The organism is Marisediminitalea oceani (assembly GCF_003731635.1).
In the GTDB taxonomy this organism is placed as follows: domain Bacteria; phylum Pseudomonadota; class Gammaproteobacteria; order Enterobacterales; family Alteromonadaceae; genus Alteromonas; species Alteromonas oceani.
The window spans coordinates 102,144-122,472 of sequence record NZ_RCUA01000020.1; the positions used below are offsets into that span (position 1 = coordinate 102,144).

At 47.4% G+C, this 20,329-nt stretch carries 22 protein-coding genes; 12 read left to right on the forward strand and 10 right to left on the reverse strand.

The features are described 5' to 3' along the window. Positions 1 to 8: 8 nt before the first annotated feature. Entirely contained in the window at positions 9 to 1,670 is a 1,662-nt protein-coding gene (locus D9T21_RS07230) for a sensor histidine kinase (RefSeq protein WP_123324367.1), read from the reverse strand. A gap of 465 nt (positions 1,671 to 2,135) precedes the next feature. On the opposite strand from D9T21_RS07230, the gene D9T21_RS07235 reads away from it, so the two are divergent. Further along, complete coding sequence (locus tag D9T21_RS07235) at positions 2,136 to 2,450, forward strand: ComEA family DNA-binding protein (RefSeq protein WP_123324368.1); 315 nt, start codon at positions 2,136 to 2,138, stop codon at positions 2,448 to 2,450. Between the two features lie 102 nt (positions 2,451 to 2,552). Here D9T21_RS07235 and secF read toward each other — a convergent pair whose 3' ends face one another. The 6 genes from secF to D9T21_RS07265 form a co-directional block, all read right to left on the reverse strand. After that, positions 2,553 to 3,494, reverse strand: coding sequence for a protein translocase subunit SecF (gene secF, locus D9T21_RS07240; RefSeq protein WP_105933861.1), 942 nt, complete (start codon positions 3,492 to 3,494; stop codon positions 2,553 to 2,555). A gap of 11 nt (positions 3,495 to 3,505) precedes the next feature. Further along, positions 3,506 to 5,347 (reverse strand): protein translocase subunit SecD, encoded by a 1,842-nt coding sequence (gene secD, locus D9T21_RS07245; protein WP_123324369.1) that lies wholly within the window; start codon positions 5,345 to 5,347, stop codon positions 3,506 to 3,508. Between the two features lie 53 nt (positions 5,348 to 5,400). After that, the gene (gene yajC, locus D9T21_RS07250) at positions 5,401 to 5,739 is read right to left on the reverse strand and encodes a preprotein translocase subunit YajC (RefSeq protein ID WP_105933863.1); all 339 of its coding nucleotides are present in this window, start codon (positions 5,737 to 5,739) and stop codon (positions 5,401 to 5,403) included. 21 nt (positions 5,740 to 5,760) lie between these two features. Then, a complete protein-coding gene (tgt, locus tag D9T21_RS07255) occupies positions 5,761 to 6,873 on the reverse strand; it encodes a tRNA guanosine(34) transglycosylase Tgt (RefSeq protein WP_123324370.1) in 1,113 nt (370 codons plus the stop codon). Between the two features lie 94 nt (positions 6,874 to 6,967). Then, the gene (gene queA / locus D9T21_RS07260; protein ID WP_123324371.1) at positions 6,968 to 8,014 is read right to left on the reverse strand and encodes a tRNA preQ1(34) S-adenosylmethionine ribosyltransferase-isomerase QueA; all 1,047 of its coding nucleotides are present in this window, start codon (positions 8,012 to 8,014) and stop codon (positions 6,968 to 6,970) included. Positions 8,015 to 8,557: 543 nt separating this feature from the next. Then, positions 8,558 to 8,794: a DUF6471 domain-containing protein gene (locus D9T21_RS07265; protein ID WP_241155659.1), complete on the reverse strand. Its 237-nt coding sequence runs from the start codon at positions 8,792 to 8,794 to the stop codon at positions 8,558 to 8,560. Between the two features lie 296 nt (positions 8,795 to 9,090). On the opposite strand from D9T21_RS07265, the gene D9T21_RS07270 reads away from it, so the two are divergent. The 9 genes from D9T21_RS07270 (at position 9,091) to D9T21_RS07310 (ending at position 15,521) form a co-directional block, all read left to right on the forward strand. Then, positions 9,091 to 9,480, forward strand: a complete 390-nt coding sequence (locus tag D9T21_RS07270; RefSeq protein WP_123324373.1) for a DUF2170 family protein — start codon at positions 9,091 to 9,093, stop codon at positions 9,478 to 9,480. Between the two features lie 15 nt (positions 9,481 to 9,495). Next, positions 9,496 to 10,176 (forward strand): PspA/IM30 family protein, encoded by a 681-nt coding sequence (locus tag D9T21_RS07275; protein WP_105933867.1) that lies wholly within the window; start codon positions 9,496 to 9,498, stop codon positions 10,174 to 10,176. A gap of 115 nt (positions 10,177 to 10,291) precedes the next feature. Further along, positions 10,292 to 11,344, forward strand: a complete 1,053-nt coding sequence (locus D9T21_RS07280) for a potassium channel family protein (RefSeq protein WP_123324374.1) — start codon at positions 10,292 to 10,294, stop codon at positions 11,342 to 11,344. Position 11,345: 1 nt separating this feature from the next. After that, positions 11,346 to 11,990, forward strand: coding sequence for a YjfK family protein (locus D9T21_RS07285; RefSeq protein WP_123324375.1), 645 nt, complete (start codon positions 11,346 to 11,348; stop codon positions 11,988 to 11,990). Between the two features lie 15 nt (positions 11,991 to 12,005). After that, on the forward strand, positions 12,006 to 12,422 hold the full coding sequence (locus D9T21_RS07290) for a DUF350 domain-containing protein (RefSeq protein ID WP_123324376.1): 417 nt from the start codon (positions 12,006 to 12,008) through the stop codon (positions 12,420 to 12,422). Positions 12,423 to 12,432: 10 nt separating this feature from the next. Then, positions 12,433 to 13,053: a DUF1190 domain-containing protein gene (locus D9T21_RS07295; RefSeq protein WP_123324377.1), complete on the forward strand. Its 621-nt coding sequence runs from the start codon at positions 12,433 to 12,435 to the stop codon at positions 13,051 to 13,053. A gap of 1 nt (position 13,054) precedes the next feature. Next, the gene (locus D9T21_RS07300) at positions 13,055 to 14,221 is read left to right on the forward strand and encodes a glutathionylspermidine synthase family protein (protein ID WP_123324378.1); all 1,167 of its coding nucleotides are present in this window, start codon (positions 13,055 to 13,057) and stop codon (positions 14,219 to 14,221) included. Continuing rightward, positions 14,218 to 14,769 (forward strand): rhomboid family intramembrane serine protease, encoded by a 552-nt coding sequence (locus tag D9T21_RS07305; RefSeq protein WP_123324379.1) that lies wholly within the window; start codon positions 14,218 to 14,220, stop codon positions 14,767 to 14,769. Before D9T21_RS07300 ends, D9T21_RS07305 begins: the two co-directional genes overlap by 4 nt. Before the next feature lie 44 nt (positions 14,770 to 14,813). Then, the gene (locus D9T21_RS07310) at positions 14,814 to 15,521 is read left to right on the forward strand and encodes a VC0807 family protein (protein ID WP_123324380.1); all 708 of its coding nucleotides are present in this window, start codon (positions 14,814 to 14,816) and stop codon (positions 15,519 to 15,521) included. A gap of 95 nt (positions 15,522 to 15,616) precedes the next feature. On the opposite strand, the gene D9T21_RS07315 is transcribed toward D9T21_RS07310, so the two are convergent. Next, on the reverse strand, positions 15,617 to 16,273 hold the full coding sequence (locus D9T21_RS07315; protein WP_123324381.1) for a spondin domain-containing protein: 657 nt from the start codon (positions 16,271 to 16,273) through the stop codon (positions 15,617 to 15,619). A gap of 336 nt (positions 16,274 to 16,609) precedes the next feature. On the opposite strand from D9T21_RS07315, the gene D9T21_RS07320 reads away from it, so the two are divergent. Next, the gene (locus D9T21_RS07320) at positions 16,610 to 17,149 is read left to right on the forward strand and encodes a helix-turn-helix transcriptional regulator (protein WP_123324382.1); all 540 of its coding nucleotides are present in this window, start codon (positions 16,610 to 16,612) and stop codon (positions 17,147 to 17,149) included. Between the two features lie 59 nt (positions 17,150 to 17,208). After that, entirely contained in the window at positions 17,209 to 17,655 is a 447-nt protein-coding gene (locus D9T21_RS07325) for a hypothetical protein (RefSeq protein WP_123324383.1), read from the forward strand. A gap of 76 nt (positions 17,656 to 17,731) precedes the next feature. Here the strand turns inward: D9T21_RS07325 and D9T21_RS07330 are convergent, their stop codons facing one another. After that, on the reverse strand, positions 17,732 to 19,108 hold the full coding sequence (locus tag D9T21_RS07330; RefSeq protein ID WP_241155660.1) for an alkaline phosphatase: 1,377 nt from the start codon (positions 19,106 to 19,108) through the stop codon (positions 17,732 to 17,734). A 198-nt stretch (positions 19,109 to 19,306) separates the two neighbouring features. After that, positions 19,307 to 20,254: a chemotaxis protein CheV gene (locus tag D9T21_RS07335; RefSeq protein ID WP_206427242.1), complete on the reverse strand. Its 948-nt coding sequence runs from the start codon at positions 20,252 to 20,254 to the stop codon at positions 19,307 to 19,309. Positions 20,255 to 20,329: the final 75 nt, after the last annotated feature.

Consider the following 20,329-nt stretch of genomic DNA (forward strand, 5'->3'; position numbering starts at 1 on the left):
TTGACCTCTCACTTATTCAAGTCATGTAATTCAAAGGTCAACGCCAGACCTTCATCAACAAATATATTTAAGTCGCTGTTCAATTTACCTTTAACCAGGTTGTAAACCACGCTCAACCCCAGGCCGGCGTTGCCGGCCCCACGGCAGGTGGTAAAAAACGGATCAACAATGCGTTCCAGCAAGGCTTTTTCTACGCCGGTGCCATTGTCTTTAAACAGCAGTAGATGGGTATTATTATTTCCCTGAGTGTAGGGAAAGATAATGCTTATCTCACAGTGCTTTTGCTCGGGCTTAAAAGCATGGCTTACCGCATTGCTGGCGAGATAATTGAGAATGTCCAAAATGACATCCGGATAAGTGTAAACCATCGCACTCTTATCAATATTAGCGTTTATCTTTACCAGAGAGCCCGGGTATTCATTGTAAAAACGAACAATAAACGAATCGACCAGATCGGCCACAACCACGGTTTCAAGAGTCAGGTTGGCATCGGAGCTGATTACATCGACTTTTTTAAACCGCGCAACCAGAGCCGATGCTTTATGCATATTGTTCAGTGACAAGCTGACCATTTCATCCCCGGTCTCCATAAACTCTTTAAAACGCTCAGCATCAAGACAGCCTTTATCGTAATCATTGCGCAAGTCTCCCATCATCTCCTGTAAGTGGGACATGCTGGTGATACCTATACCCAAAGGCGTATTCACTTCGTGAGCAACACCGGCAACAATACCACCCATTGCCGATAGCTTTTCATTTTCCACCAGCCGCTGCTGGGCAAACTGAAGATCTTCGAATGCCGTTTGCTTTTCGCGATTGGCCAACCTCAATCGCTGTGCCTGTACCACCAGATACACAACCAGCAAACTTAAAGTAAATGCCGCAATCGGGATAATCGAATAGGCGGCTTTGTGATGGAACAGGTTGTTCTGATAAGTCGACACCAACCACTGACGATTAAAAAAATTCAGGGTAGCGACAAAGTCACCACTAGTGACATCTTCGGCACCGCTTATCACCTGATTGTGCTTGCTGAAAACCAGGCTGGGTAAACCTGATTCACGCTCAAACAAGGAGTAGCCATTATTTATCTGGTTATTCAGCGTTTGCTCAAGAGTGAAACCAGCATCTATCAATATGCCCACAAAGCCCTGTTTTTCGGCCACACGTTGTATAACAAACGTGTAATAATGGTCATTGCTTTTAAGTTTAAATATAGGTGAGGCAACAGCCCTGCGAGTATCCGAAAGACGCTTATACAGTTTATTAATGTCGGCTTTTTCGAGCAGATCGTAAGAGCTCAGCCCGGCCACAGAACTTGCTCCATGCCAATAGGTTTGCGATAACGACTGCTCTGTTTGATTATCAGGTTCTGCCAGGTAGGCCATGGCAACAATATTACCAAACTGACTCATCACCAGGTTGGTGTAACCGGCAAACTCATGAGCTTCTACCATCTCAGAAGAACGAAAAAGCTGTGCCAGCGAGCGCAGCGCATATGCGTTGTAATCAAGCTCCCTGCTTAATGTATCGATAAATTCCTGCATTGGGGCTTCGAAGCTGACTACCTGATCCTGTTTCAATAACGTTTGGCTAACTAAGGTACCCATTATGGTAATCACTACTACGAAAATTCCCCCCAGCAAAAACGTGGTGAGCTGACTGGGCATTGATGATTTCCTGGATTTTTAATAACTATAGTTTAGGAATGTAAAGAGAGGTAATTTGACCGGGTGAAGAAACTCCATAACCAAGGCTCTGCGAAGCTGTTAAGACCAGAAAACTTAAACACTCAGGCGTTGGCTGTTATTGTTTAAACCTTACCTCCTCGCAAAGATACAACCTTAACCATTGATTTAAATAGAATTTCAACGAAACTTCGAAATACGAAAGCACATTTTATCAATATTAAGTTTGAGAGTTATCAATTTTTGGCAACAGTGAAAGGAGAAAGATACATCTTTAGTATAATTTTTTAATTTACTCTTATCTGCACAACATTGTTATCCGCTGAAGCTTGATAAAGCCGCCTCAGACTAACCAAAACTGGCCATTTTCTGTACTGCCGCTCTTTACAAGAGATAAGTAGAGTAAAGGGGATGATTATCATCATTCACAACCTTTAGGAGCTACACATGAAATTATCTACTGTTCGAATCTGTATGATCGTGCTGGCGTTGTTTGCTGGCTTTAATAGTGCCACTGCTGAATCATTAAAAATGACTGACGAAGTCAGCCAGGTGGCAACCACTGAAACTTTGCTAAACCTGAATACCGCCTCACTGGAGCAACTGATGACGTTACCGGGAATTGGCAAAAGCAAAGCGGCTGCCATTATTAGTTACCGGGAATCCCAGGGCCCATTCAGCTCGGTGGATGAGCTGACCCGGGTAAAAGGTATCGGAGTTAAGATGCTGGCAAAGCTTACCGGCAGTATTGAAGTTCGCTAACGTTGAAAAGAGCTAGCTGTATCAGGAATGGCAGGCTGGCAACAAAAAAGCCGCGGTTATTCTCCGCGGCTTTCACTTGAGCATAAATTGACTGAATGCAACCTATGGCATCGCGTCCAAATCTTCGCCTTCTTTTTCGACCTGTGGCGGCATTAGATCTTCTTTACTGATCCCCAACGCCAATGCCACAGAACTGGCAATATAGATAGAAGAATAGGTACCTACTACCACACCAAATAACAACGCTGTAGCAAAACCATGGATAAGCGCACCGCCTTTAAAGAACAGCGCCAGCAATACCAACACAGTAGTTAATGAGGTAATGATGGTTCGGTTAAGCGTTTGGGTCAGTGAAATATTGATAATTTCCACTGGCTCACCCTTGCGGATCTTGCGAAAGTTTTCACGGATCCGGTCTGATACCACGATGGTATCGTTAAGCGAGTAACCAATAACTGCCAGAACCGCAGCCAGTACCGTCAGGTCGAATTCCAGTTGCAAAAACGAGAACAGACCGAGAGTCAGCAGCACATCGTGTATCAGTGCCGATACTGAGCCCAGCGCAAAACGCCATTCAAATCGTGCTGCTACGTAAATCAGAATACAGATAAGCGCTACCAGCATCGCCAGACCGCCCTGCTCTGTAAGCTCCTCACCCACGTTTGGCCCAACAAACTCAATACGGCGTTTTTCCACACTGCTATCAGCCTGTTGCAGGATATCAATTACCTGATCACCAATGGTTACGGCTTTTACACCTTCACGAGGCGCAATTCGGATAAGCACATCAGTACTACTACCAAAATTCTGCACTACGGCATCGGGGAAGTCGTTAGCCGCCAGAGACGAACGAATCTCGCCCAGATCTGCGGCTTGCTCATAACCGACTTCAATCAGGGTACCGCCGGTAAAATCCAGCCCCCAGTTCAGGCTGTTAGTTGCCAGCGAGAATATCGAAGCGAGGATTAGCACCGTTGACAATATCATTGCGGGTACCCGCAATTTCATAAAGTTAACGGTTTCGGATAATTTTAATAATTGCATGTCAGACGCTCCTATATCGCCAGTTTGCTAACACGGCGACCACCCCAAATGGCATTTACAATCACCCGGGTAACCAGAATCGCGGTAAACATAGAAGTGGCGATACCAATCATCAGCGTGATCGAGAAGCCTTTTATCGGTCCAGTACCAACGGCAAACAGAATCAAACCAGCGATAAAGGTGGTAATATTAGCATCAAGAATGGTAGAGAAAGCACTGTCATAGCCCTGATGAATTGCCTGTTGCGGACTACGCCCGTCACGAATCTCTTCGCGAATACGCTCAAAGATCAGCACGTTGGCATCAACCGCCATACCCACCGTCAGAACAATACCCGCCATACCAGGCAGAGTAAGCGTTGCCCCCGGGATCATCGACATTATGCCCACAATCATAACCAGGTTCAGGCCCAGCGCGATGTCGGCCACAATACCAAAAGCTTTGTAGTACACCAGCATGAACACCATTACCAGCGCCAGACCCCAGATAATAGCCTGCATCCCTAAATCGATATTTTCCTGACCCAGGCTTGGGCCAACAGTACGTTCTTCCACAATCTGAATAGGCGCAATAAGAGCACCAGCGCGGAGTAATAAGCTTAAATCGCGGGCTTCTTTGGGTGAATCAAGACCGGTGATCTGGAAGTTACTGGCAAACTGACCACGGATAGTCGCTACATTGATAACTTCTTCGTGACGTTCAAAAATCAGCTTATCGTTTGCATCACGTTCGCCGGTAGCCTTATATTCAATAAATACGGTGGCCATCGGTTTACCCACATTTTCGCGGGTATTGCGCGACATTTTATTACCACCTTCACTGTCAAGCGATATGCTGACCTGCGGCAAACCGTATTCATCAACGCCACTGTTGGCATCAATAATGTGGTTACCAGTTACTACTACACGCTTGTCCAGCAGCACAGGACGTTCACCTTCATACAGCAGTTGTGAACCCGGCGGCACGCGCCCTGCTACGGCGTCACGAACATCATTGTCCTGATCGACCATTCGGAATTCCAGCGTGGCCGTTGCGTTCAGAATTTCTTTTGCCTGAGCGGTATCCTGTATACCAGGCAGTTGCACTACAATGCGCTCTGCGCCTTGTTTTTGCACCACAGGTTCGGCAACACCCAGTTGATTCACACGGTTACGTATGATGGTGATATTCTGCTTAACCGCATAGTCTCTAATCTCGGCAAGCTTTTGCTCAGAGAAGCGGGCCCGCAGCACTAAATCATCCATTTCCTGATAAGTCAGGTCACGATTACGGTTTTCGAGGAAAAACTCGGCTTTATCAAGGGTTTCCTCATCGCGGAACTGAATGTCGATGTATCCGTCGCGAACGTTTACCGAGCGATAACGCAGTTTTTCTTCACGTAATGCAGTACGAAAATCGCTTTCGGCATCTTCCAGTGATTTGCCAATGGCTTCGTTCATGTCAACTTCCATCAGGAAGTGCACACCGCCCCGTAAATCCAGGCCCAGCTTCATGGGCGTGCCACCGAGGCCTTCCAGCCACTCCGGCGTATCAGGTGCCAGGTTCATGGCAACTACATAGTCAGTGCCCAGTTCACGATCAAGAAAATCACGCGCTTTTAACTGGCTGTCGGAATCCGGCAGACGAATCAGCAACTGCTCGTTTTCAAACTCTACCGATTTAATCGGAATGTTTTGCTCAGCAAGCGCGGAAGTGATTCGAGATTCGAGTGCTGCGGTGACGGTGGCGTTGCGTGAACCGGAGATTTGCACGGCATTATCTTCACCGTACAAATTTGGCAACGCATACAGGCCGCACATCAGTACCATAAACAGTACGACCAGCACCTTAAAAAATGAGTTTTGGTTTAACACAAAAATTCCCTACGACGGGCTGCGGAGATTACCGAGCCCGTTTTAGCTGGTTACTAGATAGACTTCATTGTGCCTTTTGGCAGCACGGCACTCACGGCAGATTTTTGTACCACGATGTTGGTCTGATCGTTCAGCGCAACTTCAATAAAATCCTTTTCGTCAGACACTTTGGTTACTTTACCAACCATGCCGCCCTGGGTCAGGATCTCATCACCTTTGGCCAGTGATGATACCAGCGCTTTATGCTCTTTAACCCGCTTTGCCTGTGGGCGATACAGCAGGAAATAGAAAATCAGGCCAAACACGCCCAGCATGATCAGCATTTCTAAACCGCCGCCCTGGCCACCGCCACCAGCTGTTTGTGCGTGTGCTTCGGAAATAAATAAACTCATAATGTTCCCCGTTATAAATTGTTATAAAGCCGGTACCGGCATGTTTTTCTGTGCGTAAAATTCGCTGACAAATTGGTCCAGAGTATTACTCGCAATCGCGTCCCGCAATCCCTGCATAACCCGTTGATAGTAACGCAGGTTATGGATGGTATTGAGTCTGGCGCCAAGTATCTCATTGCACTTGTCGAGATGATGTAGATATGACCGAGAATAGTTTTTGCAAGTGTAGCAATCACAATTTTCGTCGAGCGGACCCGTATCATGCTTATGTTTGGCGTTGCGGATTTTTATCACACCTTCGGTGACAAACAAATGACCGTTGCGGGCGTTTCTAGTTGGCATCACGCAATCGAACATGTCAATGCCACGGCGAACCGCCTCTACGATATCTTCCGGTTTCCCTACGCCCATCAGATAGCGGGGCTTATGCTCAGGAATTTTCGGCGCCGTGTGCTCGATGATGCGGATCATGTCTTCTTTGGGCTCACCCACCGACAAACCGCCAATGGCGTAACCGTCGAAGCCAATATCCTCGAGGCCAGCCAGCGAAATATCGCGCAAATCTTCGTACATGCCGCCCTGAATAATACCGAACAGGGCTGATGGATTATCACCATGGGCATCTTTACTGCGTCGCGCCCAGCGCAGCGACAGTTCCATAGAGATACGGGCTTCCTGCTGCGTCGCCGGGTACGGCGTACACTCATCGAAAATCATCACGATATCCGAGCCCAAATCACGCTGCACTTCCATGGATTTTTCCGGCGTCAGCAAAATCTTTTCGCCATTGATTGGCGAGCGGAAGGTTACCCCTTCTTCGGTAATTTTGCGTAAATCACCCAGGCTAAATACCTGAAAGCCACCGGAATCGGTGAGAATTGGTTTTTGCCAGTGCATGAAATCGTGCAGATCACCGTGTTCTTTTATAATCCCGGTCCCCGGTCGCAACATCAGGTGAAAGGTGTTTCCCAGACAAATATGGGCACCGCTGTCGGCCAGTTCTTCGGGGGTCATTCCTTTTACAGTACCGTAGGTACCTACCGGCATAAACGCCGGCGTTTCCACTTCGCCACGTTCAAACACCAGCTTTCCTCGTCTGGCGCGACCGTCGGTATGGAGCAGTTCAAATTGCATGAGAAATAATATCCTGTCTGATCAAGAGGGCTATTGGCGCGCCCCTTTGTCGATACTCAATTGAGGGCGGATTATACCAGCAATACAACAGAGATCATGTGTTAATGCTTTTTTCAATAAACATGCTGTCGCCGTAGCTATAAAAGCGGTATTCCTGTTCAATGGCTTCGGCATAAGCTTTAAGCACATTGTCGCGCCCGGCAAAAGCACTGATCAGCATGATCAGCGTTGATTCGGGCAGATGAAAGTTAGTGAACATGGCATCCACTACCTTAAATTCGAAACCGGGATAGATAAAGATGTCCGTGTCGGCCTGGAACGGCTCAATCACTGCAGTTTGATCGGCATGCAGTGCCGCAGATTCCAGCGAACGCACTGATGTGGTCCCTACCGCGATAACACGCTTACCAGCGGCTTTGGTAGCTCGCACTGCGTCCACCACACTTTGCGGCACAATGGCATATTCACTGTGCATCTTGTGCTCAAGCACATTGTCGACCCGCACCGGCTGAAAAGTCCCAGCGCCTACATGTAAGGTAACGTAAGCCAGATTAACCTGCTTTTCTGCCAGTGCGGTTAAGATGGTCTCATCAAAATGCAGTCCTGCCGTGGGTGCTGCTACGGCACCGGGCGCCTGATTATAAACCGTTTGATAACGTTCTTTGTCGCTGTCTTCATCGGCTCTGTCTATATACGGTGGTAATGGCATATGGCCATAGGCCTCAAGCTGCTCAAGCACCGTACTTTCGCCGTCAAAACACAGTTCAAACAATGCGTCCTGCCTACCGGTTACGGTCACTTCAACCGCCCCTTCCAGCAGTAATTTGGTGCCGGGCTTGGGTGCTTTGCTGGCGCGCACATGGGCCAGGGCGTTGTGCTCATCCAAAATGCGCTCAACCAATACTTCCACTTTGCCGCCCGAGGCCTTCTGCCCCAGAAGGCGCGCTGGTATAACCCGGGTATTATTAAATACCAGTAAATCTCCCGGCTCCACCAAATCCAGCATATCCCGGAACTGTTTATGATCGACTTGACCCGTTTTGCCATCGAGGTGTAACAAACGGCTGGCGGTTCGTTCAGCGGTAGGATGTTTAGCAATCAGGTGCTCAGGCAGTGTAAAACTAAAATCTGATAATTTCATGCAGCTCAAATGTTGTATCAAATTGCTTTTAGAACGCGCGGAATACCAGCTTGAAAGGGGTTTCCGGCGATATAAAAGGTTTTCTGTCAAAAATTGGCGGGAGTGTAACACATTTCGCCTAAAAAAGGCCGTGTCATCGTTACAATTTCACCGTCTGCAGCGGTCTTTCTGAGTTCATGAAGCGGGGGGAATTCAGCGCCAGCTCAGCTTAAGCTAAAGGCCTGATTTTATTTGGGTTAGCAAGCTACTCGCCAACATTCAATCGAGGCTCGCTCGCTACTTTTACAATCCTCTTGCAACGTTTTACAACGTTTTTGCAGTTCTTCCACCTTGCAATCCTGCAATTCCCTTACCAACTATAGGTATTTATATCTATACCAATGAATACCGGATAATACACAGTTTTTCTTTTATTATTCTGGAATAAGACTATTATTTAATCAAAGCGATGATGTTCTCCCATCTTCCTTATTCGACCCAGTCACTTTGGCTGGGTTTTGTTTATGTACCGCACAATCCATGTATCTTCTACCTTGTAGCAATTTAATCGCCGTCACCAGCGGCCATGATCTCGGCCATCATTTCTGCCGATAACGGTCGGGCTTTAAGTACATAAAGAATTTGCAGCAACAAATCAGCGCCTAAAATGCCTTTATTCACCTTATTGCGTAGATTATCAGCTGTTTGCGAAACTCCTATTTCTGCCAGTTTGTCACTCAACCCCTGATATTTCACACCGCGCAACGACATTTCCGAACGAATAATCCGCTGTACCACCATCCGCCATTGATTCTGACCTTTCAAAACAACCCCTTTTGTGAATTATATTTTACATTGACACACTTTTTTACACATATAGACATAATTATTATTGACTATTGCCACCTTAATTGTCTACACTTTTCCTCGTTCCGGCAGATACGCTAAAAAAATTCAGTCGGAACGGGCAATGAGAACAACACAGACTATCGGTTTAGTCACACTTTGTTGCACTAATTAACGTAAAGTCGTTGCAACAGTGTAGTAAATCTGACTAGAGTTAACGGCATTTAGCTGATTCGGTAAGGAGATATAGTATGGAATGGGATCTTGAAAAACTTGAGGCCCTGTTTAAAGACATGGATGACCTGGTCGTCACCCGCGAGAAAGAGTGTTTACTGATTGCAAATCAGGACGGGCTGGATGCCTGGCTGGCAATCAGCGGTGAACAAATCATTGTTGAGAGTTTACTGTTTAATGCATCGCAGGTTGCCGACAAAGCCGCTCTGGACCACGATATTCTGTCAACTCACATGCTTTTCCCACTCACAACGGTGGCCATATCCAACGTTAATGGAGAGGAATACTACACGGCATTTGGTGCGCTGAGCGCGCAGTCAAAAGCAGAGAGTATTCAAATTGAAGTGACTACGTTATTCCAGAACGTGGCAGCTTTCCTTGACGCTTATGAGTCACATTTGAAGTAATTTAAGGAGAAATTTATGTCTGTTTGGAAAAAACTGATCACAGCAGTGAAAGGTGGAGCCAACGAAGCGGCCCAGTCAGTGGTAGATAGTCAGGCAATCAGAATTCTTGAACAGGAAATTCGGGAAGCAAAAGAAGAGTTGCGCAAATCTGATCATGCCCGTACCCAAATTCTGGCTAAGTGCAAATTGTCACAGCAAAAAGTTGATGGATTTAACCAGTCGATTGCGGAGTATGAAGCCCATGCCCGTAAAGCTATCGACACCGACCGTGAACTGGCGCTTGATTGCGCGCAAAAGGTTAGCGAACTGAAAGCTGAACGCGACCAGGAACAGCAATACCTCGACCAGTTCAATGCGTCAGAGAAGCAATTAGCTAAAAATATTCAGCAGGCTAAAGCCAACCTGCGTCGCCTGGAGCAACAGGTTGACATGGTAAAAGCAACTGAAAGCGTGCAAAAGGCTCAGGTTGCGGTTTCCTCCCGTCATATGGGCGCAAATAGCAAAATGAAGACGGCGACTGAGTCACTGTCGCGGATTCAGGAAAAGCAAAAAATGCGCACCGCGGAGCTGGAAGCAGCGGAAGAACTGGCTTCATCTGAATCGTCAGACGATTTAGAAAAGCGTCTGGCTGCGGCAGGCATCAAAGGCGGCCAGAGTTCGGCCGACGATGAGCTGGCGCGCATTTTAGGCAAGTAAATAAAATCAAGCGGTTAAGTCTCGGGCTTGCTCTCTGGCAGGTACTTGGACTAACCGCTATTTTTTTGCGAAGATGGCAGACAACTCAACAACAGGGATAGTCAGTGGCGCCAATATGTGGATAAAAATCCGACGCGTAATGCTTAACTATTTTGCCGAATCACGATGGTATACCATCGTTCTGGCGACGCTGTTTTATGCATTGTCGTCCTGGTTGTTACTTTATGCATTCGACGAGCAGGCACTGACCGAAAGCGTTGACTTCATCTATTGGCTGGCAGTTACCGGCTCAACAGTTGGCTACGGTGATTTATCGCCGCAAACCCCGGCTGGCAAGCTTATTGTGGCCTTATATGTTATCCCGCTTGGGTTAAGTATCTTTGCGATGATTGTAGGCCGGGTTGCCGCATTTGTGGGAAATCAATGGAGAAAAGGTATTATGGGGTTATCCAGTCTCGATGTAAGCAACCATATTCTGGTCATTGGCTGGAATGAACGACGCACGTTACTACTACTCAAACTACTCCTGCAGGAACGTCAGTCCCTGGCTGAAAAGCCCGACATCGTGCTTTGTGTGAGAGCCGACATTACCAACCCCATGCCCGGTAAAATAGAATTCGTGCAGGTGGAATCGTTTAATAAAGATGAAGACATGGACAAAGCCTGTATCAGCGCGGCCTCCACCATTCTTATTGATAATCCCGAAGACGACTTAACCATGACCACCGCGCTGTATTGTGCACAAAAGAATCCGTCGGCCCATCAGGTTGCTTATTTTAATGATGAAAGTCTGGTAAGGCTGCTGCAGATGCACTGTCCACAGGTAGAATGCACACCCAGCGTTGCTGTTGAAATGCTCGCCAAAGCCGCTTTCGACCCTGGCTCCAGTGCGCTGCACCACGATTTGTTGAGCGTGGATGACGATGGTCAGGCGCAATTTTCTCTGACTATCCCCCACTCGGTTGAGCCGGTGAGCTACCAAACCTTATTTATGGCGTTTAAACGTCAGTATGATGCCACCTTAATAGGCTGTGCTGGCGCTGAACGTGGCCAATCCATTACGCTCAACCCTGCACTTAATACGGTTATTTCGCCGCAGGATAAACTTTATTATATCGCCAAAGCCCGCATTACCGATATTAACTGGAATGCGCTCACGGAGCAGTGATATGTTCAAAAAATGGTTTAAATCAGATGCGCCCAAAAAGCCTGCCGCACCGGAGGTGATGGGTCTGTACTTAGGCGGCTCCTTTGAACTGGATGCGCTTAAGCTCAAATTACTCACGCCACAGTTGTGTATTGAAGGCGCAGCCAGCAAGCATCTTATTCAGGCAGTAGGCCAGGCAGAGCTGGACAGCGGCGGCACCCTGTTACGCTTTTACACCGACGACGATGCCTTTCTGCAGGTAGTGCTTGACGGTGGCATGAGCGAAAACCATATTACCGATGTAAAGCTCTGGTATTTCTACTCCACCACCACTATCGGCAACCAGGCGCAATGGCAACAATGTCTGAACAAAGAGATTTCCCGCCCAACCTATGACCTGGAAGGCCACAGTTTTTCACGTGTTTGGGATGCTGTGGGTGAAGAATCACCACCGGTTGCCGTTACCGAAAAAACCTGGGAAGAAGACGGCGATGTGAGTGAAACCGACCAGTTTATGATGCTTTACGAGCGCGAAATTGATAACGACCGAACCGAGTCTTTGCTGGTTGCCGGCGAAGAGAAAATTGTCGGCGCAAATGCCGATCGCTGTCTGGTGATCAGTACCGGTTTTGACATTCAACCCTCAGATATTCGCATTAACGGCTAACAATAAGGAAAACGCATGGAAATTATTACTCAGTCGATGGCCGGACTTTTAAACTTCGCCCTGTATTTTGCGATCTCTATTATTTACCTGTTCATTTTTAAGGTGGTGTACGCCATGGTTACGCCGCACGACGAATGGAAACTGGTTAAACAGGAAAAGAACGTAGCCGCGGCAATTGGTTTTGGTGGCGCCATGGTTGGCTTCAGTCTGGCTCTGGCAAGCGCCGCGTCAAACTCTCTGGGGCTGATCGATTTTACCCTGTGGGGCATTGTCGCGGTAATCGCTCAGAGCCTGGCTTTTGCCCTGTTGCGGTTTAGTTTTATGCCGAAGATTGCCGAGCGCATAAATAACAATGAAATTTCTGCCGGTGTTATGCTTGCTGCCATGTCGATTGCCGTGGGTATTCTGAATGCCGCTTGCATGACTTATTAGGAGTTTTGCGATGAGCCATTCACAAAAACGTTCTAAAAGTATTCATCTGCATCAGTTACGCAAAGCTTTTGCATTAAAACCGCTGGCTGTGGGTGTAGCCGGAATTATGCTGACCGCCTGTGGTGGCAGCCGTGAACAGTCAAACATTTACGTATCGCCGGAAGATTGCCAGCAGGATAACCCGGAAGCGACCGGCCAGTGCCTGGCGGCATACGAGTCTGCGCTTGAGGAGCATAATCGCACCGCACCTAAATTCGATACGCAAAATGATTGTGAATACGAATTTGGTAATGACCGCTGTCAGTATGTACAAACATCATCAGGCAGCTTTTTTATGCCCTTTATGGCCGGTTATATGGTAAGTCAGCTGCTGCAGCCGCGACCATACTATTCGCAACCCCTATATACCTCCTTCTCGCCTTATTCACCGTTCCGCTCCCGCTGGGTTACCTCAAACGGCTATGTGTTTGACGGTGATATCAGAAGACGCTCTTATAATGCCCCGTCATCGGTATTTGAGAAAAAACCAACCGTAAATCGCACCATTAAACGCGGTGGGTTCGGTAGCAGCGTGCGGGCAAAATCGAGCTGGGGCAGCTCAGGAAGTAAGTCTAAGGGCTGGGGCGGCTAGCATGTTCAGAATGGCCAGTCAGCCGCGTCACAACTGGCAACAGTTAGCGGCTGAATATGGTTTTCATTTTCACACCATGTACGGCGAACCCTACTGGGATGAAAGTGCTTACTATCAGTTTACCCTGCGTCAAATCGAGCAGGACATTGAAGATCCCAGTGCCGAATTACACCAGATGTGTTTGCACGTGGTGGATAAGGTGGTTAATTCTGAGGCATTGCTCACCCAGTGCCAGATCCCCCAACCTCACTGGGATCTTATCGCCTCAAGCTGGCGTGAAAAGCAACCTTCTCTTTATTCGCGACTGGATCTGGTTTACGACGGTAAATCTCCCGCCAAGCTGTTAGAAAACAATGCCGATACCCCCACTTCCCTGTACGAAACCGGTTTCTGGCAATGGCTATGGCTGGAGAACCTGGTGGATGCCGGCCAGATTGCCCGCCACGCCGACCAGTTTAACTCCTTACAGGAGAAGCTCGTTTACCGGTTTGAGCAATTAAGACAGCAATACAATTATCAGCGTATTCACTTTAGTTGCTGTGAAGATTCGGTAGAAGATCGCGGCACCGTGCAATACCTGCAGGATTGTGCCAGTGCAGCGGGTATAGACGCACCGTTTTTGTTTGTTGAAGACATAGGCCTTAGCGACACGGGCTACTTTACCGATTTGGACGACAACGCTATTACCCATTGTTTCAAACTGTACCCCTGGGAGTTTATGCTCCGGGAAGAGTTTGGCGATGCCCTGGAAGCAGCTGATGTAGGCTGGCTTGAACCGCCGTGGAAGTCGGTGTTATCCAATAAGGCGTTGCTGCCGCTGTTGTGGCAGGAGTTTCCCAATCACCCTAACCTGTTACCGGCATTTTTTGAGCAGGATAAGCATCGGGCCACCGGCGGCAAGTGGATTAAAAAGCCGTTATTTTCCCGTGAAGGGGCTAATATCTCGCTGCTTAACGACGATGATTCACCAACTACCCTATCGGATGGGCCATACGGTGAAGAGGGGTTTATTCTGCAACAGTACCATCCCCTGCCCCGCTACGGCGATCAATACGTATTGATTGGCAGTTGGCTGGTAGACGATTTGCCGGCTGGCATTTCCATTCGGGAAGACCGTTCACTGATTACCCAGGACTTATCGCGCTATTTGCCGCACATTATTTTATGAGACAATTTACCTTATCCCAGCAACTCAGAATTTTAGGCGTATTGGCCCTCGGCCTGCTAGGCACCGAGTTTATTAATTTATTGCTGTCTAACTGGTTAAATCAATTCGGTATCCGGCCGCGCGTTCCTAGCAACCTGCCGGGTATTTTTCTGGCCCCCTGGCTACACGCCAACCTCACACACTTTGCCAGTAACTTTTTACCTTTATTACTGTTTATGTGGCTGAGTATGCAATGGGGCAAGCTGACCTTTCTGAAGTCAACGCTGTTAATTTGGCTTGGCGCCGGCCTGTTGGTGTGGTTATTTGGTCGTAATGCTATGCACATTGGTGCCAGCGGCATTGTTTATGGTTACCTTGGCTTTCTCATCCTCGGCGGCTTTTATAGCAAAAAATTACATTTATTAATTATTTCGGTAGTGATAGCCGTGCTATATGGCGGTATGATATTCGGCGTACTGCCCTTACAGCGATTTGTTTCTTTTGAATACCACCTGTTTGGTTTCATTATGGGCTTACTAAGTGCTCACCTGTGGGCGAAATCCTCTTAATATCAGGGCTTGTAGCCTGCTATTGTAAGTAAAGAAGTTATCTTATGTCAGACAGCACACAGTCAACCGCTAAGCCTCAGAATCAGGGGTTTCTGCCTAATCTGGCATTTAACATTGTCATCCCGGTCGTCCTCATGAGCTATGCCAGTTCGGAAGAGTATTTAGGTCCGGCCTGGAGTATTGTGGCAGCATTGAGCTTTCCGCTGGGCTATGGCTTATGGGATTTAAAGCAAAGCGGCAAGGTTAATGGCTTTTCTGTGCTCGGCATTGTCAGTGTGCTACTGACCGGCGGGATCAGTTTATTAAAGTTACCGGCGGAATATATTGCTATAAAAGAAGCAGCTATACCAGCTCTCATAGGCATAGCTGTGCTAGTAACCCAGGCAACAGAAAAACCGCTGGTAAAGATGCTTATTCTTAACGATCAGATCATTAACTGGCCGAAATTGAACGAAGTGCTCGATCAGCAGAATAAACAACCGCTGTTTAAGGAAAAAATCAGGCACTGCTCTTACATTGTTGCCGGTTCGTTTTTCTTATCCTCTACGCTTAACTACATTCTTGCCAAGGTAATTCTGGTGAGCGAACCGGGTACCACTGCCTATACAGAGGAGTTAGGGCGGATGACTGCATTGAGCTACCCGGTCATTGTTATCCCCTCTATGGTGTTGCTGATTGCTGCATTGTGGTATCTGTTCAGCCAGATTGGCAAAATTACCGGTGAGGATATCGAGAGCTTTATTAATCAGTAGTGAAAGGATAAAGGTGCGAATCATTACCATTAAGGCAAAGTGTCACAACTCCACCCCGCGCTGAATTACTGCTCGATAGCTTGCTTCAGCATCGGTTAATAAACCCGCTTTATTGTCACTATGGCTACAGGCCCCTGCCAGTCATACATCGCCTTACTCAAATCGGCCTCACCATGGATCCCGGCAGACGGGAAAATATAGCCTTCACCCAAATCCGTATCGGAAAATGCTTCACCGGAGCAGGTCGGCCCCGGAATAAATGCACATTCTTCCGAGTTAGTTTCGGTACCGGCGTCGTACGCCATGGCCAGATAGGTTGTTCGTGCCCGCATGCCTGAAGGAAGGTCAATAGCCTGAGCCGCATCGATATTATCGTTGGTGGGTAATAACATGGATACCAGACTCAGTTTATTTTTACCACCACGGGCGTCAATGGAAACTGTCACCGACTCGCCAGGGCCTAACAAACCTTCTGAGCTAACCGTTTGAAAAACCCCATTCGATGCATCCAGCTCAGCCTGCAACCCGGCAGTGTCTCCACCTTCCGCTACTCGCCCCAACGCTTCTGAAGCTGGCGCTCCCAACTCAAATAAGCTCACCCGTTTGTTATGCGTAGCCAATAAGAATGGTGTAAAACTAATTCCAGAAGTGACATTCTGAATAGTCACCTCATAGGTTTTTGCAGCGGCCATAGCCGGTGCGGTAAAAGCCAGTACTGCAGGTACCATCAATGAAAACACTATTTTTTTCATTTTCTTTTTCTCCGTAAAAGTCAGTAAATAGGAGGTTTAGCATGAAACCGCATCGACTCCTCCCCCTCGGAGGAAAAGACTAGAAGTTTTGTTTCACACCGAAATCACGGAATTATCACGAAATGATCACGGTTGAATAGTCATCACCTGAGCTCTGGATATCACTGCGAACCGTTTTCTCCGACATTTTCAGAGTCGACATAAAAAGCGAAAAAACTAACGAAAATAGTAACTTGACACCTGGTGTCGTATTGGTAACGTAAGCGTTACGGGTGTATAACGTCAGGAAAAGGGGCAACTCCTGTTAGCTTTAAATCGAGCCAACGGAGACCCTCAATGCAATTGAAAATTAACGCAAATAAACTTAAACAGCTCAGAGAAAGCCGCTGCTGGTCTCAGCAACAGCTTGCTGATATGTCGGGGTTAAGTTTAAGAACCGTTCAGAGAATTGAAGCAAAATCAGTGGCGTCACAGGAGAGTGTAAAATGCCTTGGCGCCGTGTTTGATATCGCAATTTCCGAGCTGTTTGCTGACGATGTGTTAACTGACAATCCGGCACCTGATTCTTCGCAACCCGACAAGGAAGCACTCTCTGCTTCCTCGTCGATTGAAAATGACCACAATAAATCCCTGCAAACTGAACAAGGCAAGCTGGAAATCAGAAAGTTACATATCGCGTTCTGGATTGTACTCGCCAGTCACCTGTTCGGTTTTTACGGTATTTTTAGCGCCTTTGGCGAACAACGCATAGATGAATCCACATTTCAGCTGTTGAAAAATACGGTTTCCATTGCGCTGGTCATTTCCGCTATCGTTTATTTCTTTAAGCATAATCGCCTGAAGAAAAAATACGGGCTTGGCTCATCTTTACTTTAAACCACCATTAACAGGCAGACTGCCGAATTGCTGCGCGCTTTGCCGTAGAAGGAAGAAAGATGAACACTCAACCACTTAGCGTAAAATCGTTAGTTATCGCATTCTTGATGTATGTTGTTACCACAGTCATTCTGGCTGTGGTGCTGTCGGTATTTTGGCAATCCGGTATTGATACCTCCGCCTACTCGCAGCAGCAATTAATCGACATGGCAGCGCAGTCAAAGCTGTTGACGGTCGGCTCAATGGTTATTGGCAGTACGATGGCGGTAATTTGCGCCTATTTTATTACCCGACGCACCGGTAGTGACAGTTATAAGCATGCTAAGTATTTTGCCGGAATACTAACCCTGTATGGCATCTTAGGCATTTTCCTGCATCCCGAACACCACGTCATTCAACAGGCTGCCAAACTACTCGCACCTCTACCTTTGTGCTTACTCGGCGCCTGGTTTGCAATAGCAAAAACGAATAACAAACACGATAAAATCTCGCACGAAGCGTGCTAATAAAGAAAAATGACGAACAGGTTCCTGTTCGTCATTTATTAAAGGCTCTAAGATTTGCCGCTGAAATAGCTATGGATTACTCACAGCGCCAGTCGGTTTCAAAATCGCACTGGCTTTTTTCTTCTTTAGGAGCCGGTGTGGTTTCTGTTTTCACCACTGGAGCGCTCTCAGGTAACAAACCGAATAACTTTTTGGCGATATCGGTATTGTCGTACTGCCCGTAAAACTGATTGCTACCAGCTCCGAATGCAAATACTTCCACATCTACCCCAGTATGACCGGAGGTGGTCCAGCCGGTATTTGAGCGGATATCGAGTAGGGTCTTGATACCAGCGAATCGCGCTTTAAGGTCGTCCTGTTTTGCCAGTTCTACTACCTGCTGTGATTCTTTTTCGTTTAGCTCAAAGCCCAGTGCGTCACTAACATACGTTACGGGTGAATCCACCTCGGTTATATTCTGGGCGATGGTTTCCGGCGACTGTTTTAGGTTTTGCAACCACTCAGGTGCCCAGCGATATTCACCACGCGCACCAATAGTTAATCCACCTGTACTGTGATCTGCAGTGAGAACCACCAGCGTATCCGGGTGCTCTTTCACATAGCTAACCAGATACTCCAGCGCAAGATTCAGGTCGTGCATTTCAGCCATTGCTGCGGCAATATCATTAGAGTGGCCAGCCCAATCTACCTGACTGGCTTCCACCAGCAGAAAGAAGCCCTTATCGTTTTCTAAATGCTTGATCGCATGCTCAGTAAGATAAGCCAGACGATTTTTGCGTAGATCATCAAGAGCCCAGGGCAGGCCTACTTCGGCAAAGAGTCCCAGCACATTTTCGCCGGCAGGCAGCGTGGCAAGTTTGTTGTAAGTATCCACATAAGCATAGCCCGCATCGATAAATTCGGCGGTAACATTGCGATCTTCTCGCTCAAAATAGCGGGTGCCGCCGCCCAGCATCACATCAGCAACAAACTGACCATTGATTCGATCTTCAAAGAAGCTGTCAGCCAGTTCATTATAATTCTGGCGGCTTTCATTATGCGCAACATAAGAGGCTGGCGTGGCGTGAACAATTTGCGATGTTACGGCTACACCAGTGCGCATCCCTAATTGTTTTGCCCGTTGCAGAATAGACGTTACTGGCTTTTTGTTTTTATCAACGCCAATGGCACCGTTATAACTTTTGACACCCGAGGCAAGCGCTGTTGCAGAAGCGGCCGAATCGGTTACAAAACCAGAAACCTGATCAGGATAAGTACTGGCATTACCCACAAAAATATCGTCCAGCACAACACCTTCCACCTCTGGCGTGTCGGGATTGTCACGGAAATTGCGATAAGCAGTGGTATAGGCTGGCCCCATGCCGTCTGACACAATCATAATGATATTTTTTGGCGTTGAGGGAATTTGTTTCTGAGTAGAAGCGGTATCGGCAGTATTCACGCAAGCCGACAACGCAAACGTTGCGGCCACTGCCACAAGCAATTTCTGTCGCACGATAGGTTCCTTTTTGTAATCTTAATATATCGCAGTGTATCGCTGCTATCTTACATCCGCATGAAAAACCGATAAGATGTTAAAACAACAGGATAATCATATCTTATGCAGAGTATACCGTTATCCGTTCCGGATGCCCATGCACCGGCCAACCGTTTACAGCAACTCCCGCATACGTTGCTGAACCACGTCGACCAGCATGTCTGGCTGAAATTTAGAAATAAAACGGTTACACCCTACTTTTTCAACCATGGCCTGATTAAAGCTGCCGCTGAGCGACGTGTTCAGCGCAATGAATAAGTCTGCCATGCGCGGATCGGCGCGGACTTCCGCTGTTAACCGATAGCCATCCATCTCCGGCATTTCGGCATCGGTAAACATCATTAAAATCTCATCGGTAACGGTTTTACCTAAATCAGCCCATTCTTTCAGCAATCCCAGAGCTTCAGCCCCATTGTGGCATTCAAGAATGTGCAACCCGAGTTGCTCAAGGGTATCGCGGATTTGCTTTCGGGCCGTTGAAGAGTCGTCCACGATCAATACTTTTCGCCCTTTCAGGTGCTCGACAACGGCCTGATCGAGGATTTCTTCAGAGATAGACACATCATATTCAATGATTTCGGCCAGCACTTTTTCCACATCGATAATCTCGACTAACTCTCGTTTACCCTGAATATCAATCTGAGTGATGGCGGTAAGAAAGTTTGTCTTACCGATGGATTTGGGCGGCGGCTGGATATCTTCCCAGGATGTATTAACGATACTGACGACATCACCAATCATAAAGCCCTGCACTGAGCGGTTGTATTCGGTGATGATAACATTGCGATCCGTGTTCCCATTCTCAGTGCTCACAGGGCGCATTCTAATAGCCTGCCGTAAGTCTATTACGGGGATCGTCAGCCCGCGGTAAATCGTTACACCCCGCAGATTACCATGGGTTCCCGGCATCATATTCATCTTCGGCACCGTGATGACTTCCTTAACCTTAAACACGTTGATAGCGTAGGTATGACGGGTTCCTAACCTGAACAACAATAACTCCAGGCGGTTTTCACCTACCAGCTTAGTTCGCTGATCAACTGACGAAAGTATTTCACTCATGATAAATGGCCTAACGAATATCCTTTCTTAATAATAGATTTTTTTTACTCACTTTGCGCGGAAAATCCTTAGTAA